Below are 25,045 nucleotides of genomic sequence, written 5' to 3'. Positions count from 1 at the left end.
CTTTTATTCTTCGAACTGCGCTTGAACAAAGGCAAGAGCGCCTTTTCCATCGCGAGTCAGTTTAATGTATTGCCCACCTTCTGTCTTGGCAAGTTTGATACCAAGTTTGTCGGTTTCTGCTTTCATATCTTCAAAGTTAGATGCCACCTGAGGAGCAAGGATAACCAAATCAAACTCTGGCAACATTTCACGGTGAGCTCCATAGCCACCAGCTGCTGCTTTCACAGGAACCTTGTACTCTGCAGCTGCTTTGTTTAGAGCATTTGCAAGGAGACCACTTGTACCTCCACCAGCACAGAGAACGAGGACATTTGTTTCTTCAGTGATTGTGTTTTGCGCTGCTTCTACACCAGCTTTTTCAAGAATAGCATCTGCTTTGGCAGTATTGAAGTTTGCAGCTACTTTTTCTTTTAATTCATCATTGGTTTTACCAGAACGTTCTTCTTCAAGGATTTGTTCATCATAAACCTTGAGGAATGGATAGTAAATGGCTACGTCAACAAGAATTAACAAAGTAGCAAGTACAAATGACAAGAATTGGAAGTTTGTACCGAGAACAATACCGAGCGGACCTGGTGTTGTCCAAGGAAGGTTGGCAGTAAATGAGTTCATGCCAAGCGTCTCAATGAAGAATTTAAAGATCCATACGTTGGCAATCGGCGCAAAGATAAATGGAATAAAGAAAATCGGGTTCAATACAAGCGGTGCACCAAACAAGATTGGTTCATTTACACCAAAGAAAGTTGGAACTACTGAAGCACGTCCGATTGCACGGTTACGTTTTGATTTTGTTAACCACATGAACATGAATGGAACAACCAGTGTCGCACCAGTACCACCCATGGTAACGATAAACATTTGTGTACCAGAAGTAAGAATCTTGTCAGCGTGCATACCTTGTTGGAGAAGGTTTAAGTTGACTTCGGCATTTGCATAGGTAATAGCTGCGATTGCTGGTTCAACGATAGATGGACCATGGATACCAACAAACCAGAAGAAGGCAAAGGCACCAAAGATAATCGTAATACCTAGATAGCCATCAGCTGCTGAGAATAATGGTGCAAAGAATTTTCCAATTGATTCAGCTACGCTTGAACCAACAAAATGACGAGCTAGTAAATCAAGAGCATAAAGAGAAACAACAGATAGAGTGAATGGAATCACATCTTTAAATACTTGTGAGATATTTGGTGGAACTTCGTCAGGCATACGAATAGTGACGTTGTTCTTAACACAAACCTTATAGATGGCTACAGTAACAAAGGCAGCAAGGAAGGCTGAAAGCAAACCTTTTGTCCCCAAGAATCCAGTAGCTAAGCCATTTTCGATAGGATCAGCTGCCAACATCAACAAACCAACAATTGCTGCCAACAATGTTGACATATAGTTGATTTGATTGGTTTTCTCCATGCTACGGTTTACTGAGTCGGTCAATGACTTAGCAGTTGTACCAGCAACCAAGAGAGCCAGAATTCCCATTGAGTAGCTGTAAGGTTTCATGAGGAGATTAACAACATCGTCAGACCATTTAAAGCCCCATGAGTTTGGTACAAAGGCAATCAAGATAAAGATACTTGAGAAGAGAATGACTGGCATACCAGCAATGAAACCATCACGAATAGCACGAAGGTAGATATTACGAGATAGTTTCTCAAAGAAAGGCTTTCCTTTCTCGATAAAAGCAATTAGTTTGTTCATTACTTAACTCCTCTCTTGTAAAGTTCGATTAAATGGTGCATCAAATCTTTGAGCAAGATAGTTGTCATCAAGTGATCCTGACCATGCATCATGGTCACACTATAAGCCAAATCCTCACCAGCTGCCTCCTTGGTCAATAGACTTGTTTGAGCGTGATGAGCCTCGGCGATACAGCCACCAGCTTCCTCCACGAGAGCATCTGCTTTCGCAAAATCACCAGCTTCAGCAGCCTTTAAGGCTTCCAATAGTTTTGAACGAGCATCGCCAGCATAGGCTACGATTTCAAAACCTAACAATGTTACTTCTTCTCTATTCATGATAGAATTCTCCTTATGTATTTTTAATTAAATTTTTATGACAATAAACGTTGGATATGTAGAACTAGATAAACTCGTTCACTTTTATACAAATCAAGACCCGTATGTTGCGTAATCACATCATAGATCTTGGAACCAATCTCGAACGCTTTTGGATAGGATTGTTTAATATGATCTTCCATATCCAGAAGTGATTGGTTATCATCTCTAGATCTGTCTAAATAATCCAAGAAATAATTCAAATGAATCATAAAGCGATCATAGAAATGATTATTCTCTTTGGTTCGTTGAATTGCATAACCCTTTAGCACTTCTTCAACATTCCTGAGAATTTCTTTCCTCTTATCAATCGACTCCACAAGTTCCACTTCATTTTCACCTTCGGCATTAATGAAATGATAAGCAATCCGAATAATTTCATCCTCAGGGAAATGATCTGTCAACTTCTGACGATAGATTTCAAAGGCTTCCTTTGCGATTTGAAAAGCGACAGGATACTTGGCAGAAATATCTGGCAGATTACTATCCTTGTACCTTCCTTGTGTTAGAGCTTGGTAAGAGCAGTAAATATGATCTGTCAAGGTTACGTAGAGATACTCTTGAATCGGGTAATGATATTTCTTAGAAAGCTTATCAATAATCTCATAGGTCACTGTGATAAAATCAAGCGGAACATCTTTGAGCAGAGCCATAAAATTTTCTCTGGACTCTTCTGTCTTCATCCGAAAAATCTTCTCTACTTGGTTTTCAGCAATCAAATCCCCTTTCTTCTTTCCAAATGCAATCCCTTTACCAATCACAATCACTTCTTCTCCTTTGTCATTTCTGACAAGAGAGACATTGTGATTCATTGGATTTAGAATTCGATACATGGCAACCTCCTTTTATCTCTTAAAGGTATATGAGTATAAAAAATGACCACAAATGAACTAGAAAATCAATTGATTTCTAATCCATCTGTGATCATGCCTAATATTACTTAGTAACACTCACCTTGTATTAACTTGTGATTTAAGTATAGCACAAGTAAGTTATTTTGTAAACCTTTACATACAACTTTTTTTAAAATTTTTTTAGATTCATGTTCCTAACCTAGGAGGACTTGCTTACACGCGTTCAGTCCATGAAGTCGCTGTGGTTTGGAGAACTTTGTTGAGTTCGTCAATGTTCTCAAATCCAGTTGTGCGTAGCCATTCACGAGCTGCTGCTTCACCGTCTTTGATGTAGGCTTCAACTGATCCTGCCCATGTTGCACGTCCGCAAAGAACACCGTTGAAGTTTGCGCCTGATTCGTGGGCAAAGACAAGGGTTTCTTGGAAGAGTTTCGCTGATACACCTGCACTCAAGTAGATGTAAGGAAGGTTAGTCGCTTCATCTTGTGCTTTGAAGAAGGCTGCTGCTTCTTCACGAGTATGCACGATTTCACCTTCGCCAAAGCCTTCAACGTATTTGACGTTGACTGGAACTTCCACTTTCAAAACATCAATGTTGAAGCGTGGGTCTGAGAAGACCTTCATAGCACCGATAACCTTGTGTGGTTTCACTTTTGCATATTCTGCAGAACCTGCGTCAGCGATCTTTTCATCGTAGGCAAGGATTTCAAGGAAGAAAGGAATATCTTCCGCCACACACTCAGAACCGATGCGTTCGATGTAGGCTTGTTTTTGTTGGTTGAGTTCGTCAGAGCTGTCTACATCGTAGTAAAGCAAGAATTTGACAGCATCAGCGCCTTGTTCTTTGATGCGTTTGGCAGACCAAACATCCAAGCAGTCAGGTAAGCGTTTGGTGCTAGTTGTGTCGTAGCCAGTTTTCTCATAAGCAAGGAGAAGGCCAGCATTTGGAGCAAGCGCTTTTGTAGCTGGAAGTCCGTACTCAGGGTCGAGAAGCATAGAGGATGCGTATTTGGTCAATTCATCTGCTACCAAGACTTTGAGTTCTTCCATTTGAGCAACTGTTGGTTCTTCTGTTTGGTATTGAGCCATGAGGCGTTTCAAAGCACCACGTTGGTCAAAGGCAAGAGCTGAGATAATGCCGTTTTCATCTGAAAGTTTTTCTAAGCATGCACGTTTGTTTTCTGTTAAAGCCATTTTATACCTCTTTTACTATTAATTGATCATATAGAGCTTGATAGTTGGTCATATTGACATGACCTGTCATTTTTTCTTGAGCATTAAGCATACCAAGGACATTTGCCTTGATGAGGAGTTCTGCATCCGATTCCTTATGAAGAAGTCCTGATGAAATTCCTGCCACAGTAGAATCTCCAGACCCGACAGGATTGACTACCTGAATTCTTGGAATATCTACTTTATAGAAAGTGTCACCATGTTTTGCAAAAGCACCATTTGCTCCAAGTGAAACGATTATCCACTCAATCCCTGCAAATAGAGGCTCTTGAAGAACTTCTTTTAATTCATCGAAATCCTCAGAAACTTCTTTCCCAAGAAGCTGAGACAATTCTTCGTTATTTGGTTTAATAACTGTTGGTTTATGTGGTGATTCAAGAACCGCCTGAAGAGCAGCGCCTGAGCAGTCTAGAACAACTGGTTTTCCTGCGCGATTAGCAAGCTCTACTAAGCTCGCATAGTAATCAACTGGAAGCCCAGCTGGCAGACTACCTGAGATGGCAACTACTTCCACAGTATTAAGAAGATTCTCGAAATGAGCCAAGAAGTCTTGCCCTTCTTGTTCTAGAACTTCAGGCCCTTTTTCAAGGATTTCTGTTTGATTGTCTCCGTGTAGAATAGCGATACAGTTACGAGTCTCTCCTTGAATGGAGAAGAAACGTTTCGTTACTTTATCATCGATATGCTCTACTAAAAACTCACCAAGTTTACCACCGACCAAACCAGTAGCAACAACAGAATCACCAAATTCTGAAAGAACTCGTGTAACATTGAGCCCTTTGCCACCAGCTGTCTTGGTCACGTCCACCACACGGTTGACAGTGTCAATTTTCAATTCATCCAAAGGATAAGAAATATCAATGGATGGATTCATTGTGACTGTTAAAATCATGCGTCACCTCTTAGTCGTGGTATTCACCGCGATCCCATTTTTCAAGGAATTCTGTAAAGAAGTTTGCATCTGCTTGATGAGCATTGTGAGTTTCAACGTGCTCAATTTTCGCAATCAATTTTTTGTTTTCTTCTGATGGTTTGTATTCAGCATTGATGAAAGCTTCAATGATATCACACATGAGCAATTCACCTGTAATTTTACCACCGAAACCGATAACGTTGGCATTCAACTGTTCTTTTGCATAAAGAGCTGTTGTCATATCACGAACCAAGGCAGAACGGACACCTGGAACTTTGTTGACAGCGTTGTTGATACCAACACCAGTACCACAGATACATACCCCAAGATCAGCTTGACCGCTAGTTACAGCTTCTCCCACTTTTTTACCAAAGATTGGGTAATGAGTACGTGTGTGGTCATAGGTACCAAAGTCGATGACTTCATATCCTTTTGATTTCAAAAATTCTGAAACCGCCATTTTTTCATCTGTTACGATGTGGTCACATCCAATTGCAATTCTCATTTTTAACTTACCTTTCTTACTGTAATCTAATTAGCACATTTTGTTCAACATATCAACACGAATCTGGTGACGACCACCGTCGTATTTACCGTTAACAAAACCTTTAGCAATATTTTTAGCCAATTCATCACCAACAAGTTGTGCACCCATAGTGATCATACGTGAGTTGTTGTGTCCACGAGTCATATAAGCTGAACGTTCGTCAGATACTTCTGCGGCAACCATTCCTTTGATCTTTGTTGCGACCATAAATGGACCAGCTCCATAAGCATCAATCACGATACCAAGATTTTGCTCTTCTTTGTTTACTTCTGCAGCAACAGCAAGAGTCACATCAACAAAATCTTGACCTTCAGCTGTAACATCCACAACGTGGAAGTTTTCTTTCTCCAAGAAGTCTTTCACAACTTCTTTCAATCTCAAACCTGCAGCATCTGCACCGATAACAATAGACATATTGTATACTCCTTTTTATTTTTCTAGGCTAGTAAAGACTTTTATAGTTAGCAGTTTACCTACAAAAGACTTTCTAGCAGTTTAGTGATAAATTTGATTGAATGAGATGAATATCACCTTATCCAAGTCCAGGAAATCAAGTTCCTAGAAAGAAACTTTCTCTGCGATAGAGAATATAACAAGTGATTATTTGTTTGTTACAAACATCATTTGTTGCTTACAAACATAATATACTCCTATTTTCTAAAAAAGTCAACAGTTAATGTTTGTTTTTGTGTTTTGTTTTTTATCTAAAAGATTTCGATATCAAAACCAATTTGATCCACTTGACCAGGTTCTAGGAGGCGAACGTTTTTCTTATCTTCTAGATGATCTCCTTCTTCAAGAGATGTAGATAATCCAGACCAAGGTTCAAATGCAATGAATGGTCCCTTATTCAAAGTTGACCAAATGATGAGATTTGAGAACTCCTGGAAGTGTACTTTTAATCCCTTCTCATGCTTACGAGAACGAAGGGAAATTGTTCTGGATTGCAACTCATCCAAAGTCACTGCATCAACACTAAACAGATCGTAACTGAGGTCCACTTCCTTTTGTGAATCCAACCATGGACTTCTATCTTGGAAGTCTAACATTCCTGTTTCTGGGAAAGGCCGGGGAACAGAGCAAGTCTCTTCTTTCTCAAACTCTAAATAATAATCTTCATAAGTTTCGCCATCCAGCAGAGGGCAATTAAACCCTGGATGTCCTCCTATAAAGAATGGCATTACTTTATTAGTTTCTTTATTGAAAATCTTGTATTGAGTACGAAAAGTCTTGCCAGTCACTAGATAAGTGATTTCAAGGCGGAAATGATAAGGATAGTTTTGATAAGTATTCTCATCATCCTCGATAGCAAAAGTTACACTGTTTTCTGTTTGATCAACTAATTCAAATTCTTTTTTACGGACTAAACCATGACGCGGAATGGTTCCTTTCGTCTCCGTTCCATCTTCGTGGCTATAGAAGGCTGTATCCTCTCTCAAAGAGCCACAGATTGGAAAAAGTACTGGAGCTTGCCCGCTCCAATAGGTGGCATCTCCTTGCCACAGATACTCAATTCCATCTCGATCCTTGATTGATGACAAGGCGCCACCAAAAGTTTTAAATTGGACCGTCAATTGGTCTGATTTGATTTCAATTACCATTATTTTCTCCGATTTCTTGATAGTTTATAAAAAACTAGGTTGCCACTCCCAACATCGGAAATTGACAACCTAGTTTTTACAATTTACATTTTATAGGAGCGAATTATTTAGCATTTGCTGCGTATTCTTCGTTACGTTTGATCATTTGTTTTCTATACCAAGCAAAGATACCTACATAGAATACAAGGAAGGCTGCTGCACCAAGGATCGCTTTAATATCACCTGTTGTAGCATTACCGATTGCCCAACCAAATAGTTTTTCGATTGGTCCTTCAAGAGTTGAGTGAGTGATCAATTGAGTTTGGCTCACACCTTCTGGGAAGGCACCTACACCTTTCGCAAGTTCAGTTGCAAATGGAGCGATAAGAGTACCTGAAAGAAGGAAGAGTGGCAACAAGAGTGTTCCGAAGATGATCATACGGAGCAATTTACCACGTGTAACAACCAAGAGAGCTGGAGTCACACCCATAGCGATGATACCTGCAAGTGGCAAGATACCATTTCCGACGTTTGAAAGAAGCACTGCTTCTACTAGCATGATTGGAGCAAGTACGTTGGCACAAGCCCAGATTTCAGCACGACCAGCGATGAAAGGCCAGTCAAGACCGATGTTGAATTTACGTCCTTGAAGACGTTTAGTAGCAACGTTTGTGATACCTTGTGAAAGTGGTTCTACGGCTGCGATGAACCATGATCCGATAAGTGAGAAGAGCTCCAAGCAGACACCGGCAGTCAAACCGAGGCTCAACCAACCTTTAATAACAAGTTCCCATTTATCAGCTCCTTCTACACCAGCAACTGGATGTGGAGTCCCCATCAAACCAATAACTATACCAAGGATGAAACCGATGAAGAATTTAGATCCCCAGAAACCGATTTTCTTGTTCAATTTTGCAGCGTCAAAGTCGTATTTATCAAGACCTGGCAATACTTTATCAAAGATCTTATCCAAAACCATGATAACTGGGTTCATCATGTAGTTCATGTGAGTTGAAGTCATTGGTGATGAACTTGGTGCATTAAGAAGGTCGTCGAATGTTGGTTTCATCAAGTCAGAGTTGATGATTTTCAAAACACCTACAAGGACAACTGCTGCAGTTGCGATGAAAAGTGAAACTCCTTGGCTAACTCCATTGTTGTCTGCGTACCATTTGATCAAAAGACCAGTGATTGACAAGTGCCAGATATCGAAGATATCGACATCAAGTGTGTCCGTTTTCTTCATAGCAAGCATCACAACGTTGACAATCAACATCACAAGCAAGAAGTAAAGTGTCCATGCAGATCCCCAAGTGATGGTTGCAAGTGGTGCCCAACCAACGTCAGTGATGTTCAATTGAATACCAGTATTTTCAACGAATTTCGCAAGAGATGCTGAGAAAGCTCCGTTGAGCATACCGATGATAGCACCGATACCAGTAAGAGCGATGGCAAGTTTGATACCACCTTCAAGCGCTTTGGAGAATTTCACTCCAAATAGTAAGGCCAATACTGTCAAGATGATCAGCATGATGATAGGACCACCCATTTCCAAGACTGGCTTGAAAATCTTATTGGCTAGTTCGATAATGACATCCATAATAGTTCCTCCCTTTATTTTTATGGAATCTTACAAAATAATAATTAACTTAGTCCGTGTTCTTTGATAGCTGCCTCAATATTGTCAAATACAGGAGCGCTCATTGCTGGAATACGGAACAAGATTGGTCCAGCTTCGATAACTGGAATACCTGGTTCAAAGCCAAGATCTGTTGCAGCGATTGGTGTAAAGATATCGTAGCCTTTCATAAGGTCTTCATTCACATCTTTTACCATAACTGCATCACAGTGAACATCGTAACCGCGATTTGCGAGTTCTTCTTCAAGAGCACTTTTAATTTGGTGACTTGAGTTAACACCTGCACCGCAGGCAGCGAGAATTTTAATCATTAGGATTTCCTCCGATTTTATTTTTTTAATAGGCAAGATTAAGCTGTTGCTTCAGCTATATAAGCATAAAGTTTTTCTGGTTCAGAAATTTTTGATAAATCTTCCAGATGGCTATTCCCTGTGAAAAAGTCCATCAACTGAGCCAGAATATTTGTTTGACTCGAACTTGAATTGTTAATGATAAAGAAGAGTAGAGATACTTCCACTTCCTTATCAGGAGCAATCATATTGTGAAAAGTTACTGGTTTTTCTAATCGAACAACCACCACTTTCTCAGCTAGATTGTGAACAATATCTGTATGAGGAATCGCTACATTTGGCAAGTCCTTTCCCAGAAATTCCATATCTAAGCCAGTTGGAAATGACTTTTCACGCGTGATCAAGGCTTCACGATAAGTTGGAGTCACTATTTCTCGTTCTTCCAACAGGGTTGCTACCTGATCAAAGAGTTGTTCTTGATTATCCGCTTCTAAGCAAAACACCAGGTTTTTGTCAAAGAAATGATCTAATCCCATAACAGTTTCCCTTCTTTCAATTAACTTTTACGTTATAAGTATAACACTATATGAAATCGTTGTCAATACTTTTTTGTTTTATTTTGTTTCTTTTTTGTCGATTGTGTTTTGTTAATTAATTATAATCATTATCAAACAATCTTTTTAAATTCTATTTTCGTGCATTTCAAACAAAAAAAGACCAAAATGGGTCTTTTTGTTACTAATTCTAATGTTATTTAGTTAATGGAAGATAAAATTTCTTCTAGCTTTTGATAGTCCTTAACACTATCGATTTCATAGATGCTGTTGCCTTCTAATTCTTCGACATACACATCTAATTCTTTGATATTATCTTTAACCATGTTATCCCAGTAAAGATCAACAAATTCGCCGCTCGCATAGGCTTTGTCAATAAAACCAACAATCTTTTCTGCAGTTGGAGCATCCCAGAATGATACGCCACTCAGAATACGACCAGCCTTGCTATCAACGATGATGTCTTGAACTTTATAGTCATCACCATAAACCAAGAACCATTCATTCTCACAGTCTTCACGATAAACACTGAAATAGGTAGAACGTTCAAGATTATTTCTAAACATATTTTTGAAAAGATAATTATCCGCATCAATCACATAGCTGTTAGCTAAATCTTCTTTTACAAGGTAAAGTGAGTAAAAGTTGTTGTAATCAGCATACTTGTCGTTGAAGACTAAACGAACACCATATTTTTCTTTTAGGTAGTCAAATTGTTCTTTGAGGTAGCCAACAACGATAATAATCTCATCAATTCCTCTCTCTTTCAAAAACTCGATTTGGTATTCTACCAAAGGTTTTTGGTTGACCTTAACCAAGGCTTTGGGGGTATTTTCAGTCATAGGACGCAGACGAGTTCCCAACCCCGCTGCCAAGATAATTGCTTTCACGCTATTCTCCTTTATTCTTTAATAATGATATAAACACCAGCCATAACAACAAGCGATGTAATAATGGTCACCATATCGAGTGGTGTTCCTAAAAGCATTGCTGAGAACAATACTGTCCAAACGACATAGCTTACGTTCAAACCAGTTGCTTTTGCTGGCTGCAGACGATTGATAGCAATATAGTAAGCTAAGTAAGAAATCATATTACATGCTGCAAAGACTAACATCAAACCCAGCAATTGTCCATCTGATACTTCTGCAAATGAATGATGAGAAAAGAGGACAATGACAAGGTATGACAAGAATGAGGTTACTTGACGGATTAATAGTGCTTCAATTTCACTTAATTCACTTTCCATGGCGTAGGAACTAAGAACACTCTCACTTCCCCAGGCGATGGCACAAACTAATGCACAAAGGATTCCGATATAAAAAGAATTAACCTGCTCAACTTTGTATGTCTGGGCAATAATACCAGCGATAATCAACAAAATACCAAACACAGTATTCTTAGATACCTTGTGTTTCAAAATGAAAAATGCTAGTAAAACAGAAACTGCTGGATAGATAGCTGATACTGAAGATGCAAGAGAACTACCGATATACTTAACCGCATAAAGATTGGCCTGCATTCCTATTGGTCCAGCTAGCAAGGCTCCGATAATAACACTGACATTCCGAATATTTAAGAAAATCGAGAGTCGAACTTTTCCTTCTTTTACCAAAAGAAATGCTAATAGAATAAAGATACTCAAGAAATCATGAGCAGCAGCCACTACAAAAGGTGAAAGATTGGTAAAAACTGAAAAGATATAAGCACTGATTGTCAGTCCTAGCCCCCAGAAGATCCCTGAGAGCAGACCGAAAGAAACACCATTTTTATTCTTCATCCTAACCCCCATAATAGGTCAAACCGTCAACTGCTCTTTGGTAACGACTCACACCATAATCTCCAAAGTTAGCGCCTTGAGCTTCTTTGTACACTGTCCACAAACTCCAAATGGTATCTTGTAAAATTTTATAGATTCGAATCTTTTCACGAGATACTGGAGTTTTGTCACTCTCATAGTAGGTTAGGAAATTTTCTTCTTCCTGATTTGTAAATTCAGACTCCAAAAAGAGAGCTGCCAAATCCCACATCGGGTCATTCATGGAAGAGTATTCCCAATCGATCAAATACATGCGTCCTTGGGGTGACTCGATAAAGTTTTCTGGAACCAAATCGATATGACAAGACTTTCTGTCAACACCTAAGTCAGCCAATATTTTCTCTAGTGAAAATACATCCTTTCTTACAGCATCATAGTTGGCGTAAGGGATATTTCCCTCAATCAGGGCTTCGTATTTTTTGATTTCTTCAAAAGGGGCAAATTCCCCTCTTAGTTCTTTGCCTGATGCATGAATAGTCTGTAAAATCGGGGCAATCTTTTCAAACTTGGTCTTAATCGAAGTGGAATCAAGAGTTGTTGCAGAATCAATGTATTCATTTACTTTAATCCCTGACTCAATATCAAAGAGGTAATTTTTGACATCTAAATCTAAATCCTCTAAAAGTTCAAGATTATACTTTTCATTTTGACGATTGATGAGTTTTTCAGTCCCTTTACCAAAAAATTTCACAATATACTGTTTGTCGGTTGTTTTAACCAAATAGTTTTGGTTGGTCATGCCTCCCAGCTGTTCAACACTGAGTACTTCCTCTTCATCAGATAGTAAAGAAGAAATTTTTTCTTTGATGAGTTTCTCCACAAATAACCTCCATCTTCTACACTTCCCACTTAAATACTGTTTTAAAAGCAGTATTTAGGTCTGTAGCAAAGACACGGTGAATGTCCTTGATTTCTCTCACTGGTTCTTCAACATAAAGGATATTCTTCAGACGATTCGCAAACTTTTTGACTTCCATCATTTGAATGGCCTTCTCAAAATCAATCCGTCCTGATCGTGACGAACCAACCAATAATAAACCTTTTTCTAAAGCATCTCGTGTATTGATATTGACCTTGTACTCGCTCACTCCCATCATGAGAATCGTTCCCTGAGGGCGAATGTAACGAATCAAATCATTGATAGCTGGTCCTGTTCCATCGCCACCACAACATTCAAATCCATGATCAAAGGTCAGATCCTCGGGAATATTATCCGTGATGTAGCACTCTTTTGCAAAAGAGAAGAGCTCTAGTTTTTCCCAATGACGACCAATCACGATAATCTCTGCTTCTGGTAGAGTGTAATTGATAATATTTGCAACCACAAAAGCCAAACTACCATCTCCAATAACAGCTATGCGCTCTCGCTTGCTGTGAGCAAGATTCAAGAAACGATTCATGGCATGCATACCAACACTTACAAACTCAGTAATTGCTGCAACTGTGTCCTCAATGTCATTATAAGACACAACACGATCTTTGGGAAGAGAGACAAATTCTCGCATAAAGCCATCATAACCACTAGATAGGAAGTAAGTTCCTGTCATGTAGTTCTCGTAGAACTCCTTGTCACTCTGCATAGGCGGTTGATTTGGAATCATAACTACCTTTTGACCGACTTCATAAATCCCAGTTGGATCTGAAATAACAGTTCCACAAGACTCATGAATCATTGCCATAGGAAGCTTTTTAGCCAATATCTTTGGATCACGTTTCCCTTGATAGTAACGTTGATCCGCATGACAAACTGCCATATAATTTGGACGAATCAGGATATGATTCTCCTGATCAATGTCCTCTTCTTGGTACTTTACATTGATAAACTTTGGTTTGGTCAGTTGATAAATTTGATTAATCATAGCCTTAGTCTTTCTCAATCATGCTTTTCGCGATTTTCAAGTCGGTCACAGTTGTGATTTTAAGGTTTGAATATTCCCCTTTAGCTAGGGCAACGTCTTTCCCTTTGATAACAAAAATCTTACATGCATCCGTCAGGATTTCCTTTTCTTTATCAGATAGGCAACCATACAAATCCATGAAATCCTTGCAGCGGAAGGTTTGAGGTGTTTGACCTTGATAAAGGTGAGCACGATTTGGAATATCCGTGATAAACTGGCCGTTAGTGCTTTCAACAATGGTATCAACCGCTTCTACTACTGTGTCAACCGCATCATGATTTTGGGCGAGTTTGATATTGTCCTGAATCATGCGGAGCGTGATAAATGGACGAACAGAGTCATGGGTAATCACAATATCTTCTGGAGTAATTGGACGGTAGGCATCAATGGCTTCTATAATCTTCTCAATACTGCTATTGCGATCAGCACCACCTTTGGTAATGATGATTCTATCCTTGTGGAGAGAAAGATACTTGTCAACCAGGTCCTCAGCGTGTGAAACCCAATCTCCATGAACTCCAACTACAATTTTTTCAATACTTGGCTCCAAGACAAATTTTTCGATTGTGTGGATCAAAATAGGACGATCACCCAATTCTAAGAATTGCTTTGGTAAATTGCTGATTCCCATGCGTGTGCCAGTTCCTCCGGCTAGGATTCCTGCATAGATCATATATATTCTCCTTTAGTTTATTCTAAAAAACTCATTACCATCTATTATATCACAATCTGCCTCTATCATGAAGAAAAGACCGAAAACTATCTATTTGAGAAATAAAATTAGATTTCCCTCTATATTTTTTTACTCAACATTCGGTTAATATAGAGTCCTTTAGAATATAATACAAACCATAAAGAAAACTTAAAATTATTTTTAAGAATACAATAAAAAGCTAGGAAACTGCTCACCTAGGCCTAAACAGCTACAGTTCCTAACTTTCTTGTTTTTATTTATGATTATGGAATAGATTACTTTTCCTGATCTTGGTCACCAATTCCTTTAACTGCCTTTTTAAATTCAGACAGCATTTTACCGATTGATTCACCAAGTTCTGGTAACCGTTTTGGTCCAAAGATTAAGAGTGCCCCTAAAACAATGATAATCAATCCTGGAGCACCGATATCACGTAAGATTCCCATTCTTTTCTCCTTTCATTTTTTTCTTTACAATACTCTTGCTAATTGCAATACTAAGCTCATAGAGCGAGATTAAAGGAACAGTCATCGCTAGATCGCTGATAAAATCAGCAGGTGTCAAGATAACAGCTAGTACCAATAAAATAAAGTATGCATAACGGCGATAGGTAACTAAGAAACCTGGTCCAATCAAGCCAATCGACGTTAAAAAAGCGATGATGACTGGCAATTCAAAGATGAAACCCAAGGGTAGGGTTGTTTGAAAAACAAAGGCTAAGTAGTTCTGCGCCGTTAATTGAGTTTCAAATAATCCTTCCCCAAGACCTAAAAGCACTTGAAGTAAGGCTGGTGTCACAAAGTAGAATCCAAAGGCCAGTCCAAGTAGAAAGCAAATAAAACTAGCAGGAATATAAGCAAAAATTGCTCTTGCTTCTTCTATTTTCAAGCCTGGTTTGATAAAACTCCAAATCTGATAAATTGTAAAAGGTAGAGTAATAGTAAAGGACATTAAGCTCGCTAAGCGAAAATAAATCCACAGAATATCATTTGGACCTAATACAATCAATTTTTTATTAAAGGACTGAGTTAGATAGTAGTAAAGCTGATCTGCAAACAATAAAGCTCCGCAGAAAACTATAGAAAAACAGACTATAACAGCAATGAACCTCTTTCTAAATTCTACCAGATGTTCAACGATTGTCAATTCTTTTGTATCCATCTACTTTTCACCCTGTCTCAATGTGACAGCCAAAACAATTATCAAGAAGACTAGCTGACTTCCTAAACCTTCCCAACTTGGATAGATGCCCAATAGGTCGATAGTTGGGAAACTTGATAGCAGGTGATTTGGTGCCATATTTGTCAGCTGCAGAGCATGCACACTAACTCCAAGCATCTTGAAGGCAAGAGCATAAATCATCCAAGTTAAGATAAAGAAGACCTTATGAGGTAGGAATAATCGACTCGCCTTGTTCATCAGAAATGCAATAATCAGCAAGACTAACAAAGCTAGAGAAATACCTAGGATAAACTCAAAACGAGATATTCTCGGTAAAATCCCCACGTAAAATAGAATGGTCTCTGCCCCTTCACGGAAAACAGCTAGAAAACTAAGAGCAAACATGGAAATGAATGAACCTGTCTTGGTCACAGTTTTCATTTGATTATCCATAAAATCATTCCATTTTTTGACCGAGGATTTACTGTGAAGCCAGATACCAATCAAAATCATCATAACGACTGCGAAAATACCAACAGCTCCTTCGATGATTTCTCGATTGGCCCCTGATGTTACTGCAGGAAAGGCAATTTGTAGTATAAATGCAATCACTAGACTCGCAACGATACCTGTTAGGGCCCCACCGTATACCCACTTGAGTCCTTTACGCATCTTGGCTGCTTTTAATGTTGTGACCAAGGCCATGACGATTAAGAGGGCCTCTACTCCTTCTCGTAGGAGAATAAGCATAGCATCAAAAGTGTTGTAGCTTGCAGTCGTATCAATTTGAGATAAATCCGCAATTAGTTTTTCTAATTTTTCTTGATATTCCTTCTCACTTCCCTTGACCATGATTACAGGACTTTCGCTTTCGACTCGGGTGTAGAGGGAAGGATTGGTCGTGCTAACAGAACCTTCAACAGTTGGCCATATAGTAATAAACTCTTTCATGGCAGCTGTTCCTGCCGTCGGGTTACCAGCTTTAAATTCTTTCAAGGCTTTTTTGAGAAGCTCAATGCCATCTTTAAGACTTAGATTGGAGGAAGTTTTCGCCACTTCTTTACCAGCTACGAAGTTATCAATGGCAGTTTTTAAGTCATTAAAAGAAGACTGGATAGCATCATAATCTGTCGGCTCCGTTTCAATACTACTCCGTAAGAAAGAGATAGCAGTTTCTACTTGACTGTAATGAGTTGTACTGTTGTCGCGGACGACACTTTCATTGATGGTCCAAGTGGAATTCATCTTTTTATAGGCTTCTCGAATTTGCTCTATGTCTTTGGAAGAAATTGCCTTATCCAAAGTCTCAAAACGTGGTCTTAAGCGACTGACAAGTTTTTCCTTGACAACCTTTCCAGCATCTGAATCAGCATGTTCTACTTTTTCAAAATCCGTTGCCATTTCTCTAACTAGGGCCTTGGCTTCTGCCTGATTTCCATTTTTTACTGCCTGAGAGGCATCGGTAATCTTTATAAAATAAGAACTCAGACTTTCCTTCGCACCGACAGGAGACATAGCTAACAAGAGAAAAGACAAAGTAACAAAACAAATACTAGTCTTCCAATAATTTCTGACCAATATAGCCTCCTTTCTCAACTCCACCAAAGCAGGCAAAAAGACCGCTACCGATGTGGGTTACATACTCATTCATCTTGTCTGTAGCTCCGAGGTTGGTTTGAACCTTGACAAAATTATCTGGATCCTTTTGGAAAGAGATAAAGAGTAAGCCTGTGTCAAATTGTCCAGTCTTATCATCAATTCCATCCGAGTATGAATAAGATCGTCGTAAGAGTGGCTTCTCTACCTCTTTGGCTAATCGAACATGCGAATCATCTGGTAAAAGACTCAAATCTACTTCATCAAACTCATTCTTCTTCCCAAAAGGGGCGCCACTTTCCTTATAACGACCAAAGGTATTTTCTTGCTCTTCAAGATTGGTTCGATCCCAGGTATCGAGAAACATCTGGATGCGACGAACGGCCATATAGGAGCCGTTTTCCATCCAATCCTTGCTGTCGGCCCAGACAACACGATCAAAATCCTTTTCTTTGGTCACATTGGCTGTTCCATCTTTGAAACCAAAAAGGTTGCGTGGTGTCTCCATACGATCCCCAATAGCAGCAAATCCAGATTGGCTCCAACGGAGGGTAACTGCATTTCTCCCTTTACGAATGAGGTTTCGAATAGCATGAAAAGCAACTTGCTCGTCATCTGCACAGGCTCGGATAACAATATCTCCCCCAGTATATTTTTCACGCAGTTGCTCCTTTGGAAAGGGTGGAAAATCCCTAAAAAGTTGAGGACGCTTGTGCTCCAAATTCATCTTTTTTAGGAAACTAGCAGACACACCAAAAGTTAGCGTTAAACGATGAGGATTTAGACCCACTGTTTCTCCAGTGTCACTAGGTGGCAAGAGAGCATTCTGACCATCTTTTTTAACCAATTCCCCCTCGACCAACTTGGCACTATAATCCGTCCAATCCTTGAACAACTGGATAATCTTATCTTTATCTGTCGTATGCAAATCTAGGACAACAAAATAGATATTCTTCTGCATAGGGGTCGTGATACCCGCTTGGTGTTTCCCATAAAAGTCAATTTTTTCATTACCGTACGAGATTTTTTCCTGTTTGTCTAGCTTAGGCACTAAAAAAGCGGAGGCACCAGAGAGACCAAGTGCTAGACCAGCACCTCCAATACCCGCTTTTTTTAGAAATTCTCGACGGTCCATTTTTTTCTCAAAAAAATTTTCGTCTTTCTTAGTCATACTGCTTATTCTCCATCAAGAAATTTGCCCATTTGTGATAGAGGTTCACCAAGTTTCGTCACGGCTTCAGCCAATTCTTTGGTGTCTTCTTTTGTTAAGTCTGTATAGAGTTTGTAGTGTTCCTTGTCTGTCATATGTTTGTCCAACAAGCTATTAACAGATTTGAAATCAGCTTCTAATTCTTTAACTAGGTCAGCATCTGATTTTTCTAGTAAAGGTTTAAAGAGTTGGAATATTTTTTCAGCTCCCTCGATATTAGCGCGGAAGTCGTACAAATCTGTATGAGAGTAGATTTCCTCTTCACCAGTAATCTTACTTGTTGCTACTTCATTGAGCAAGTCAACTGCCCCTGTCAACATAATCTTGTGATCGACTTCAACAGTCGCTACCTTAGCCTTCAACTCTTTGATATCATTGACAAGCTGATCACCATAACTTTCGGTTCCCTTAGTTGTGTTTTCTTCCCAAAGGATACGCTCGATACGGTGGAAACCTGACCAACCTTCCTCGGTATTATTTTCATCCACATAGTCTGCTAGACGAAAGTCAATCTTAACATCAGATTCACCAAAACTCTCAGCGATTGGTTCTGAACGTTCATAAGCCATACGAACAAGTGGATAAGCTTTCTTGGCTTCCTCCAATTTTCCGTCTTTCAAAAGCTGGACAAAGCCTTCTGTATCCGTTAAAAGCTTATCAATTTGTCCTTGAACAAAAGTCTTATAATCTGCGGTTGCCTTATCAAGCAATTTTTGTTTGTCATCTGATAAAGCTGTCACCTTAGAGGAATCACTTGTCTCGGTTGATTTTTCAAAACGGACTGCACATGCTGTCAATAGCAAAGCAGAAGATAAAAGGACAACACCTAGTTTTTTTATTATTTACTCCTATTGGTTCAGGAAGCCAGAATTTATTTTACGTTCCATTATAAATAACATCCTTTCCTTAATTTTTTAATAAATTGTCAGAAAATTTAATATTTAAGAATTTGAAATAGCATTTTCCGGTAAAATTAGAAAGGACTTAAAAATTAGAATCGTAGAACTTTTTTCAGATAGTTTAAAAAGTTTGTATTCCCCTATTCTTTTCTCTATAATGGAGAAAAAGGAGATGACTATGACAGAAATAAAACATGAAATTGATGCAAACTTTGCAGGACGACTCAATATCCTGCGTGCAGGTGTTCTGGGAGCCAATGATGGGATTATTTCCATCGCTGGAGTCGTTATCGGTGTTGCCAGTGCGACGAGCAATATCTGGATTATCTTTTTATCAGGATTGGCCGCTATCCTCGCTGGTGCTTTTTCTATGGCAGGTGGCGAATATGTCTCTGTATCCACTCAGAAAGACACGGAGGAAGCTGCTGTCGCTAGAGAGCAATTGCTCTTGGATAAGGACATCGAATCTGCAAAACAATCCCTCTATGCTGCTTACCTTCAAAATGGTGAGTGTGAAACGTCCGCTAAACTCTTAACCAACAAGGCCTTTTTAAAAAACCCACTCAAAGCCTTGGTAGAAGAAAAGTATGGGATCGAGTACGAAGAATTTACCAATCCTTGGCATGCTGCTATTTCTAGCTTTATCGCCTTTGTACTGGGAAGTCTTCCTCCTATGCTTTCAATCATCGTCTTTCCAAGTGATTATCGTATTCCTGCTACTGTTTTTATCGTGGCCTTTTCCCTTCTCGTCACTGGTTATACCAGTGCTAAACTAGGCAAGGCTCCTACGAAAACTGCTATGATCCGTAACCTCTGTATCGGACTTCTCACCATGGGAGTAACCTTCCTCTTGGGACAACTCTTTAGTATCTAAGATAAAAAAAGATACCTCGACAAATATCGAGGTATCTTTTTTACATTTGCACAATCTTGCGATAGCTTCTTGAGGTAATCATAAAGATCAAAACGTAGACGATGAGGAAGATAGCACAGATGGATAATGTAACGGTCAACATCATGGTTGCATCCAGCACGCCAATGACTTTTAGGATGAGGCTAAGCATATGATAGGCAAAAGCAAGGTGTAGGAAGGCAAAGAGCAATGGAAGGAAGAAAACAGTTAGGACCTGTTTATTGATGGTTTGCTTGATTTGCTTTTGATCGAGTCCGACCTTTTGCAAAATGATAAAGCGTTCACGATCTTCATAGCCCTCAGAGATTTGTTTGTAGTAGATGACAAGAACTGTTCCCACCATAAAGATGATAGAGAGGAAAATACCGATAAAGAAAACTCCACCAAAGAGAGCACTCACCTGCGCACTGCTATCAGCCAGATTACTTCCGTAAACATAGCTTCCTTCTTTGTTTAATTCTCTATTAAAGTTGTTGACGAATTTTGAATAGTCATCTGCAATTTTAAGCTGCTCGTCCTCGCTAGCCGTTACATTCATACCACCATAGTATTGATTAAAGATGGAAGAATTAGGATACTGGTCAAGAAAGGCTTGTAGGTCAGGAACAACCAGATAGCTATAGTCCGAAGTTAGAATATTGTACTGATTTGGGACATGTTCAAGAATAAAATCTTTTTTGATTTCTTCCTTTATTGTATAGGTCTGGTCATTTAGAGTCAGTTCTTTTTGTCCTTGAAGTTCTTTGTTTTTAGTAAACAATCCGACTTCCTTACCTGAAAGTGCAAGTTTTTGCCCCGTCATATTCTCATAGTCTTTTTGATCAAAGACCATAAAAATAGTTTTCGGTTGAACACGATTTTGACCTTTCTCAAAGATTGTCAATTTCGTACCTTCTTGGTTTGCCACACCAAAGTTACTGTATGTAAGGACTTCTTTCTTTGTGACAGTCAATCCTTTATCGCTGGCATACTGGTCTAGGAGTTTATTTATGTCTTCTTTTTCAACATTCTGTCCTGTAATTCCAAAATCATGTGGATTCATGACTTTCTTGAAAGTTTCAGAGCCTTTAAAGATACTCGTTGTAGCAGACATAGTCACCAAGACCATGGTTGAGAGAATAGCAATCGTCGCTAGACCAACCGCATTTTTCTTCATGCGGAAAATGAGATTGGATACGGAAATCATGTTATTAGGTTGGTAATAGTAACGCTTATTTTTCTTCAATATTTGTAGGAAAACTGTGATTCCTGCATTAAACAAGAGATAGGTACCAAAGATTACCAACAAGACTGCTACGAAGAAAATTAGAACAGCAGAAAGTGGGTTTTCGACTGTTATTGCTAGGTAGTAACCAGCTGCTAGACTGATTAGACCTAGAATGGTTTGAAAACCTAAGAATCGTCCTTTTTTCTCACCACTGGCTTTTTCACGAGAGAGCTGAAGGGCATTCATGCGTGCGATGCGAAAGGCATTGATAAAAATCAAACCTAGGAAGATTGCCCCAAAGACAATGAGAACTAGGATAAAGACTATTGGTTGGAAGGTCGAAACGAGCTCCACTTTCATTTTCATTAACTTCAAAAGAAGGGCAAAGATTAGCTTATCAAAGAGAGCACCTAGACCGAGACCAGCTGTCAAGGTTAAGGAACCAAAAATAAGAAGCTCCTTAAAAACCATACTGATCAAATGGCGCTTTTCAAGCCCCAGCATACCATATACACCCAACTCCTTGGAGCGGTTCTTCATAACAAAACTATTGGCATAAAGGACAATAATCCCTGAAGCGATGGTAACAACCACCATACCGAGAGCGAGGGTCATAGAGATAGTTTCTCCCCCTCGAATCTTGCCAATGTTAGGATTAAGTGACAAAGAGTAGAAAAGATAGGTGATGGTCACAGCTAAGAGAACTGCAAGGGCAAAGGGATAGTAGAGTTTGCGGTTTTTGATTAAGTTCGAAACCGCTAACTTATTGGTTAATCGGAACATACTAATTCACCTCGCTTGCCATAACAGTCAAAGTATCAGAGATTTCTTGGAACATCTGACGCTCTGTCTTATCTCCACGGTAGATTTGGTTGTAAAGAATGCCGTCCTTGATAAAGAGAACGCGCTTGGCCCTGCTGGCTGCTGCGGTTGAGTGGGTTACCATGAGGATGGTTTGACCACGCTCATTGATTTCATCAAAAACGTCGAGTAAGGCTGCAGATGACTTGGAGTCAAGGGCTCCTGTTGGCTCATCGGCAAGGAGAATTTCAGGTTCTGTGATGATGGCGCGGGCTACTGCTACCCGTTGTTTTTGACCACCAGAAATCTCGTAAGGGTATTTCTCTTGCAATTGGTTGATGCCTAAATTTTCAGCTGTTACCACCAATTTCTTCATCATCTCTGTGATGGGTTTTCGAGATAGAACTAGCGGAAGCAAGATATTGTCCTTAACAGACAGGGTATCTAGTAAGTTAAAGTCTTGGAAAACAAATCCCAACTTCTCACGACGGAAGCTAGAAGCCTGAGAATTTTTAATGGTTGCTGTGTCTGTTCCGTTTAGGTAAACCTGCCCGCGAGTTGGTTTATCCAGCATAGCTAGGATGTTGAGCAGGGTTGATTTCCCAGAACCAGACTCTCCCATGATGGCAACATAATCACCCTTCTCTACGGTAAAGTGAATGTCCTTGAGAGCCTCTACTTGGTTGCCTTGGAAGCGTGTTTTGTAGATTTTTTGAACGTGTTTTACATCTAAAAGTGTCATGATTTTCTCCTTCTTAATATCCCATCAATTGAAACTGTGCTTGCATCATAGCGCACCCCAGTTGAACACGCTCGATATCTTTTTGACTTGGTTTTCTTGTTTTCTTTTGTAAGATTCTTTTCATGGTTTTGCTCCTTTGTTCTTTATGAGTCTAGTTTATCGCAAAAAAAGACGGCCTGCCATAACCTAACCTTACAAAAGAGACTTTAATCTTACATTTTTGTAAGATTGAGGAATTTTTTTGAAAATGGCTACTATAAGAAGTCCTGTCATTGCTTGTTTTATTCTTAAAAAAATAGTAAAATTAGGTTATGAAAAGGCTTTCTTTAACATCTTGTAAAATAATTGGCTTTCTGCTAATTATTTTTAAAGGTGCTAAACTATCATTCGTATCACTGCTATAAGGAGGGAGGTTCAGCTCCCTCTTTTTTAGAAAGAGGTTCCTATGAAACGTGTTTTTCTCTTCATCAGCAATCTTCTTTTAACTTTCTTCCTCATTGCCACTCTGTCCTTTTGGAAAGACTCTCTTCCACAAATCCTGTTCCCAGGTGCAGCAGTATTAAGCGGGCAAGCAGATTATTCTACCGTTAAGGAAAAATTAAATAGTCTTGCTAAAGAACATAATAGTCTTATCGCAAGAACCATTTGGGAAGTAGATAGTGATGAAAAATCAAGAACTCTCTACGAAGCTTTTGGAGATGGGCAACTCCCAGACTGGATGCCTCCAGCAAGTCAAGAAAGCATTCACAAGAGCGATCTTCTCAACAACTACAATATTATCAGCGGATCCCTAACTAGTCAAGAATTGGCTACTCATCTGAAAGAACTTGGACTAGAAAAAGCGAATGCATTTGAAAATGACAGAGTATCCTTCGTACTGGCCATCTTTACCCAACCTGATCAGCTCATCAGTATGTTAATCTTTTTGCTGACTTTCTTAGCTTTAATTGTTATCAGTCAGATTCAATCTCTTTCTCAGTCAGGGATTAGATTGATTTCTGGAGAGCGGCTGAGCTATCTCTTCTTTCGTTCTCTCGCAAGAGACGGACTTGATATCCTTCTTTTTGGTCTACCTGCTTTGCTGATAGCATGTATCTTGCTCATTTCCTTGGGATATCCTTATGAAGTTCAGACTTTTCTAGGAATACTTTTTATTCTTTACAATAGCCTACTTCTCTTACTTAGTCTTCTAATTGCCTTTCTTTTTACCATTTCTTTAAAAAAAGTCCATCTCCTCTCTATCATCAAAGGAAAATTACCAATCAAGTCAATTCTACGCATTCTCTACTTTGGTCAGTTACTTGCCATTCTACTGGTTATTGTAGGATTTGGACGTATGTCTACTTACTATCATATACTTGAGAAAAATGAGGCTGGACAAGCTACTTGGGAACAACGCTCCAATGTTGTTACTCTTCAAACAGGGCGTTCCAGTCAGATGAAAAATTTAGATGAACTGCAGACAAATGCTGATAAATGGTTTGACTTTATTCAACATGCTATAGATAATGAGAATGCCTTCCTTATTAAACATAATCTAGTTGAGCAAGCTCTTAAGCAAGCTACCTCAAATCATAATGAAACTGAAAATAACCCTTATGGTATGGAAGGAAAAAATATTCTCTACGTCACGCCCAGCTACTTCCAAAAGGAAGATATGGACTTATCATCAGAAACCTTTCAAAAAATCAACACCCTCAAAGATGGACAGATCCTTGCCATACTCCCAGAAGAACTACAAAAAAATGAAAAAGATATAAAATCAACCTTGCAACAAGAGTTAACCAACCGATTATACAGTAGCAAGTCTAATCAAACTGTCGAAGTTAGTATAGCTTATACCAATCAAAATAATGATGTATTTCTCTATAATACCACCCATATCGCTTATGATCAATGGTTATCAAATCCCATCTTTCTTGTGCTTTCTCCTAAAGCACTTGGTAAGGCTTCCTCCATCTTCTGGTTTACAAATCTAGAATATCTCTATTTTACAGACCTCCACCAGACACAAGTACTTTTGAAACACTATCAACTTGATCAAATGGTCTCAGGGCTATCGTCTGCTAGGGAAACCTATCTCCAGTTAAATCAAAAAATTAAAATCGAAATTTTTAGTAACTTAGCGAGTGCTATGTTTGCTATTTTGACTTCAATTTTGCTGTTTACAAGTTTAAATCTGCTCTATTTTGAAGCCTTTCGCAAAACCATATTCTTGAAAAAAATAGCAGGCTATTATTTCTTTGAATTACACAATAGATATATCACTTCTCAAATAGCAGCTCTCTTCATTGGAAGTGGTCTAGCTTTCATTATTTCTAAGAATATCTGGATTACCCTGATCCTATTTTTCAGCTTTTTAAGTTTAGCCGTTCTTCTATTGAAGATCTTTGATAAGAAGGAAAGCAAAACCTATGTTAGCATTATCAAAGGAGGATAGC

General features: G+C 39.0%; 25 protein-coding genes. 2 read left to right on the top strand and 23 right to left on the bottom strand.

The annotated features are described in order from the left end of the window. Positions 1 to 3: 3 nt before the first annotated feature. From B7708_RS09010 to efeO, 21 genes are all read right to left on the bottom strand, one after another. Complete coding sequence (locus B7708_RS09010; protein ID WP_084975283.1) at positions 4 to 1,698, bottom strand: lactose-specific PTS transporter subunit EIIC; 1,695 nt, start codon at positions 1,696 to 1,698, stop codon at positions 4 to 6. After that, positions 1,698 to 2,015, bottom strand: a complete 318-nt coding sequence (locus tag B7708_RS09005) for a PTS lactose/cellobiose transporter subunit IIA (RefSeq protein WP_009730102.1) — start codon at positions 2,013 to 2,015, stop codon at positions 1,698 to 1,700. Before B7708_RS09005 ends, B7708_RS09010 begins: the two co-directional genes overlap by 1 nt. A gap of 35 nt (positions 2,016 to 2,050) precedes the next feature. Then, complete coding sequence (locus B7708_RS09000) at positions 2,051 to 2,887, bottom strand: PRD domain-containing protein (RefSeq protein ID WP_084975281.1); 837 nt, start codon at positions 2,885 to 2,887, stop codon at positions 2,051 to 2,053. Between the two features lie 234 nt (positions 2,888 to 3,121). Then, a complete protein-coding gene (lacD, locus tag B7708_RS08995; protein WP_084975279.1) occupies positions 3,122 to 4,102 on the bottom strand; it encodes a tagatose-bisphosphate aldolase in 981 nt (326 codons plus the stop codon). 1 nt (position 4,103) lies between these two features. Then, entirely contained in the window at positions 4,104 to 5,033 is a 930-nt protein-coding gene (locus tag B7708_RS08990) for a tagatose-6-phosphate kinase (RefSeq protein WP_084975277.1), read from the bottom strand. A gap of 10 nt (positions 5,034 to 5,043) precedes the next feature. Continuing rightward, positions 5,044 to 5,559, bottom strand: a complete 516-nt coding sequence (gene lacB, locus B7708_RS08985; RefSeq protein WP_001216921.1) for a galactose-6-phosphate isomerase subunit LacB — start codon at positions 5,557 to 5,559, stop codon at positions 5,044 to 5,046. A gap of 30 nt (positions 5,560 to 5,589) precedes the next feature. After that, positions 5,590 to 6,015 carry a galactose-6-phosphate isomerase subunit LacA gene (lacA, locus tag B7708_RS08980; RefSeq protein ID WP_000029277.1) on the bottom strand — a complete coding sequence of 142 codons (426 nt, stop codon included), beginning with the start codon at positions 6,013 to 6,015 and terminating at the stop codon, positions 5,590 to 5,592. Between the two features lie 290 nt (positions 6,016 to 6,305). Continuing rightward, positions 6,306 to 7,202, bottom strand: a complete 897-nt coding sequence (locus B7708_RS08975) for an aldose 1-epimerase family protein (protein ID WP_084975275.1) — start codon at positions 7,200 to 7,202, stop codon at positions 6,306 to 6,308. A 103-nt stretch (positions 7,203 to 7,305) separates the two neighbouring features. Continuing rightward, positions 7,306 to 8,781, bottom strand: coding sequence for a PTS galactitol transporter subunit IIC (locus B7708_RS08970; protein ID WP_000382509.1), 1,476 nt, complete (start codon positions 8,779 to 8,781; stop codon positions 7,306 to 7,308). Positions 8,782 to 8,825: 44 nt separating this feature from the next. Further along, positions 8,826 to 9,131 carry a PTS sugar transporter subunit IIB gene (locus B7708_RS08965; protein ID WP_038805326.1) on the bottom strand — a complete coding sequence of 102 codons (306 nt, stop codon included), beginning with the start codon at positions 9,129 to 9,131 and terminating at the stop codon, positions 8,826 to 8,828. Positions 9,132 to 9,169: 38 nt separating this feature from the next. Further along, complete coding sequence (locus tag B7708_RS08960; RefSeq protein WP_084975273.1) at positions 9,170 to 9,646, bottom strand: PTS sugar transporter subunit IIA; 477 nt, start codon at positions 9,644 to 9,646, stop codon at positions 9,170 to 9,172. 218 nt (positions 9,647 to 9,864) lie between these two features. Beyond that, positions 9,865 to 10,554 carry a sugar phosphate nucleotidyltransferase gene (locus tag B7708_RS08955; protein ID WP_000643953.1) on the bottom strand — a complete coding sequence of 230 codons (690 nt, stop codon included), beginning with the start codon at positions 10,552 to 10,554 and terminating at the stop codon, positions 9,865 to 9,867. A gap of 11 nt (positions 10,555 to 10,565) precedes the next feature. After that, positions 10,566 to 11,444, bottom strand: a complete 879-nt coding sequence (locus tag B7708_RS08950; protein ID WP_084975272.1) for a DMT family transporter — start codon at positions 11,442 to 11,444, stop codon at positions 10,566 to 10,568. A 1-nt stretch (position 11,445) separates the two neighbouring features. Next, entirely contained in the window at positions 11,446 to 12,303 is an 858-nt protein-coding gene (locus B7708_RS08945; protein WP_084975270.1) for a phosphotransferase family protein, read from the bottom strand. Between the two features lie 16 nt (positions 12,304 to 12,319). Then, positions 12,320 to 13,342 (bottom strand): ribitol-5-phosphate dehydrogenase, encoded by a 1,023-nt coding sequence (locus tag B7708_RS08940; RefSeq protein ID WP_084975268.1) that lies wholly within the window; start codon positions 13,340 to 13,342, stop codon positions 12,320 to 12,322. A gap of 4 nt (positions 13,343 to 13,346) precedes the next feature. Then, positions 13,347 to 14,054, bottom strand: a complete 708-nt coding sequence (locus tag B7708_RS08935; protein WP_084975266.1) for an IspD/TarI family cytidylyltransferase — start codon at positions 14,052 to 14,054, stop codon at positions 13,347 to 13,349. A 296-nt stretch (positions 14,055 to 14,350) separates the two neighbouring features. Then, positions 14,351 to 14,521: a twin-arginine translocase TatA/TatE family subunit gene (locus B7708_RS08930; protein WP_038806076.1), complete on the bottom strand. Its 171-nt coding sequence runs from the start codon at positions 14,519 to 14,521 to the stop codon at positions 14,351 to 14,353. Continuing rightward, a complete protein-coding gene (gene tatC / locus B7708_RS08925) occupies positions 14,505 to 15,236 on the bottom strand; it encodes a twin-arginine translocase subunit TatC (RefSeq protein WP_084975265.1) in 732 nt (243 codons plus the stop codon). The genes B7708_RS08930 and tatC overlap by 17 nt, the downstream gene beginning before the upstream one ends. Next, positions 15,237 to 16,814, bottom strand: coding sequence for an FTR1 family iron permease (locus tag B7708_RS08920; RefSeq protein WP_394334656.1), 1,578 nt, complete (start codon positions 16,812 to 16,814; stop codon positions 15,237 to 15,239). Beyond that, complete coding sequence (gene efeB / locus B7708_RS08915; protein ID WP_084975262.1) at positions 16,789 to 18,003, bottom strand: iron uptake transporter deferrochelatase/peroxidase subunit; 1,215 nt, start codon at positions 18,001 to 18,003, stop codon at positions 16,789 to 16,791. Before efeB ends, B7708_RS08920 begins: the two co-directional genes overlap by 26 nt. Positions 18,004 to 18,008: 5 nt before the next feature. Further along, positions 18,009 to 18,881 carry an iron uptake system protein EfeO gene (gene efeO, locus B7708_RS08910; protein ID WP_084975260.1) on the bottom strand — a complete coding sequence of 291 codons (873 nt, stop codon included), beginning with the start codon at positions 18,879 to 18,881 and terminating at the stop codon, positions 18,009 to 18,011. A 238-nt stretch (positions 18,882 to 19,119) separates the two neighbouring features. On the opposite strand from efeO, the gene B7708_RS08905 reads away from it, so the two are divergent. Then, positions 19,120 to 19,815: a VIT1/CCC1 transporter family protein gene (locus tag B7708_RS08905; RefSeq protein ID WP_084975258.1), complete on the top strand. Its 696-nt coding sequence runs from the start codon at positions 19,120 to 19,122 to the stop codon at positions 19,813 to 19,815. A 40-nt stretch (positions 19,816 to 19,855) separates the two neighbouring features. Here the strand turns inward: B7708_RS08905 and B7708_RS08900 are convergent, their stop codons facing one another. Together B7708_RS08900 and B7708_RS08895 are read right to left on the bottom strand one after the other, a co-directional pair. After that, positions 19,856 to 21,844: an ABC transporter permease gene (locus B7708_RS08900; protein WP_084975256.1), complete on the bottom strand. Its 1,989-nt coding sequence runs from the start codon at positions 21,842 to 21,844 to the stop codon at positions 19,856 to 19,858. A 1-nt stretch (position 21,845) separates the two neighbouring features. After that, positions 21,846 to 22,604: an ABC transporter ATP-binding protein gene (locus tag B7708_RS08895; RefSeq protein WP_000173369.1), complete on the bottom strand. Its 759-nt coding sequence runs from the start codon at positions 22,602 to 22,604 to the stop codon at positions 21,846 to 21,848. Positions 22,605 to 23,049: 445 nt separating this feature from the next. On the opposite strand from B7708_RS08895, the gene B7708_RS08890 reads away from it, so the two are divergent. Continuing rightward, positions 23,050 to 25,044 carry a DUF1430 domain-containing protein gene (locus tag B7708_RS08890; protein ID WP_084975254.1) on the top strand — a complete coding sequence of 665 codons (1,995 nt, stop codon included), beginning with the start codon at positions 23,050 to 23,052 and terminating at the stop codon, positions 25,042 to 25,044. Position 25,045 lies beyond the last annotated feature (1 nt).

It is taken from the genome of Streptococcus oralis subsp. dentisani, from assembly GCF_002096615.1.
GTDB classification, from domain to species: Bacteria; Bacillota; Bacilli; order Lactobacillales; family Streptococcaceae; genus Streptococcus; species Streptococcus oralis_U.
Note: the sequence above shows the minus strand (reverse complement) of the source record. Positions and strands in the feature narration are given on the sequence as shown.

What these genes read in the sequence shown, in the direction of transcription:
- efeB (WP_084975262.1), bottom strand. Translation starts at nt 18,003, where the DNA reads ATGACTAAGAAAGACGAAAATTTTTTTGAGAAAAAAATGGACCGTCGA.
- B7708_RS08990 (WP_084975277.1), bottom strand. Translation starts at nt 5,033, where the DNA reads ATGATTTTAACAGTCACAATGAATCCATCCATTGATATTTCTTATCCT.
- lacD (WP_084975279.1), bottom strand. Translation starts at nt 4,102, where the DNA reads ATGGCTTTAACAGAAAACAAACGTGCATGCTTAGAAAAACTTTCAGAT.
- B7708_RS08940 (WP_084975268.1), bottom strand. Translation starts at nt 13,342, where the DNA reads ATGATTAATCAAATTTATCAACTGACCAAACCAAAGTTTATCAATGTA.
- B7708_RS08975 (WP_084975275.1), bottom strand. Translation starts at nt 7,202, where the DNA reads ATGGTAATTGAAATCAAATCAGACCAATTGACGGTCCAATTTAAAACT.
- B7708_RS08890 (WP_084975254.1), top strand. Translation starts at nt 23,050, where the DNA reads ATGAAACGTGTTTTTCTCTTCATCAGCAATCTTCTTTTAACTTTCTTC.
- B7708_RS08935 (WP_084975266.1), bottom strand. Translation starts at nt 14,054, where the DNA reads ATGATCTATGCAGGAATCCTAGCCGGAGGAACTGGCACACGCATGGGA.
- lacB (WP_001216921.1), bottom strand. Translation starts at nt 5,559, where the DNA reads ATGAGAATTGCAATTGGATGTGACCACATCGTAACAGATGAAAAAATG.
- B7708_RS08895 (WP_000173369.1), bottom strand. Translation starts at nt 22,604, where the DNA reads ATGACACTTTTAGATGTAAAACACGTTCAAAAAATCTACAAAACACGC.
- B7708_RS08950 (WP_084975272.1), bottom strand. Translation starts at nt 11,444, where the DNA reads ATGAAGAATAAAAATGGTGTTTCTTTCGGTCTGCTCTCAGGGATCTTC.
- tatC (WP_084975265.1), bottom strand. Translation starts at nt 15,236, where the DNA reads ATGGATACAAAAGAATTGACAATCGTTGAACATCTGGTAGAATTTAGA.
- B7708_RS08965 (WP_038805326.1), bottom strand. Translation starts at nt 9,131, where the DNA reads ATGATTAAAATTCTCGCTGCCTGCGGTGCAGGTGTTAACTCAAGTCAC.
- B7708_RS09010 (WP_084975283.1), bottom strand. Translation starts at nt 1,698, where the DNA reads ATGAACAAACTAATTGCTTTTATCGAGAAAGGAAAGCCTTTCTTTGAG.
- B7708_RS08930 (WP_038806076.1), bottom strand. Translation starts at nt 14,521, where the DNA reads ATGGGAATCTTACGTGATATCGGTGCTCCAGGATTGATTATCATTGTT.
- B7708_RS08905 (WP_084975258.1), top strand. Translation starts at nt 19,120, where the DNA reads ATGACAGAAATAAAACATGAAATTGATGCAAACTTTGCAGGACGACTC.
- lacA (WP_000029277.1), bottom strand. Translation starts at nt 6,015, where the DNA reads ATGTCTATTGTTATCGGTGCAGATGCTGCAGGTTTGAGATTGAAAGAA.
- B7708_RS09000 (WP_084975281.1), bottom strand. Translation starts at nt 2,887, where the DNA reads ATGTATCGAATTCTAAATCCAATGAATCACAATGTCTCTCTTGTCAGA.
- B7708_RS08900 (WP_084975256.1), bottom strand. Translation starts at nt 21,844, where the DNA reads ATGTTCCGATTAACCAATAAGTTAGCGGTTTCGAACTTAATCAAAAAC.
- B7708_RS08970 (WP_000382509.1), bottom strand. Translation starts at nt 8,781, where the DNA reads ATGGATGTCATTATCGAACTAGCCAATAAGATTTTCAAGCCAGTCTTG.
- B7708_RS09005 (WP_009730102.1), bottom strand. Translation starts at nt 2,015, where the DNA reads ATGAATAGAGAAGAAGTAACATTGTTAGGTTTTGAAATCGTAGCCTAT.
- B7708_RS08960 (WP_084975273.1), bottom strand. Translation starts at nt 9,646, where the DNA reads ATGGGATTAGATCATTTCTTTGACAAAAACCTGGTGTTTTGCTTAGAA.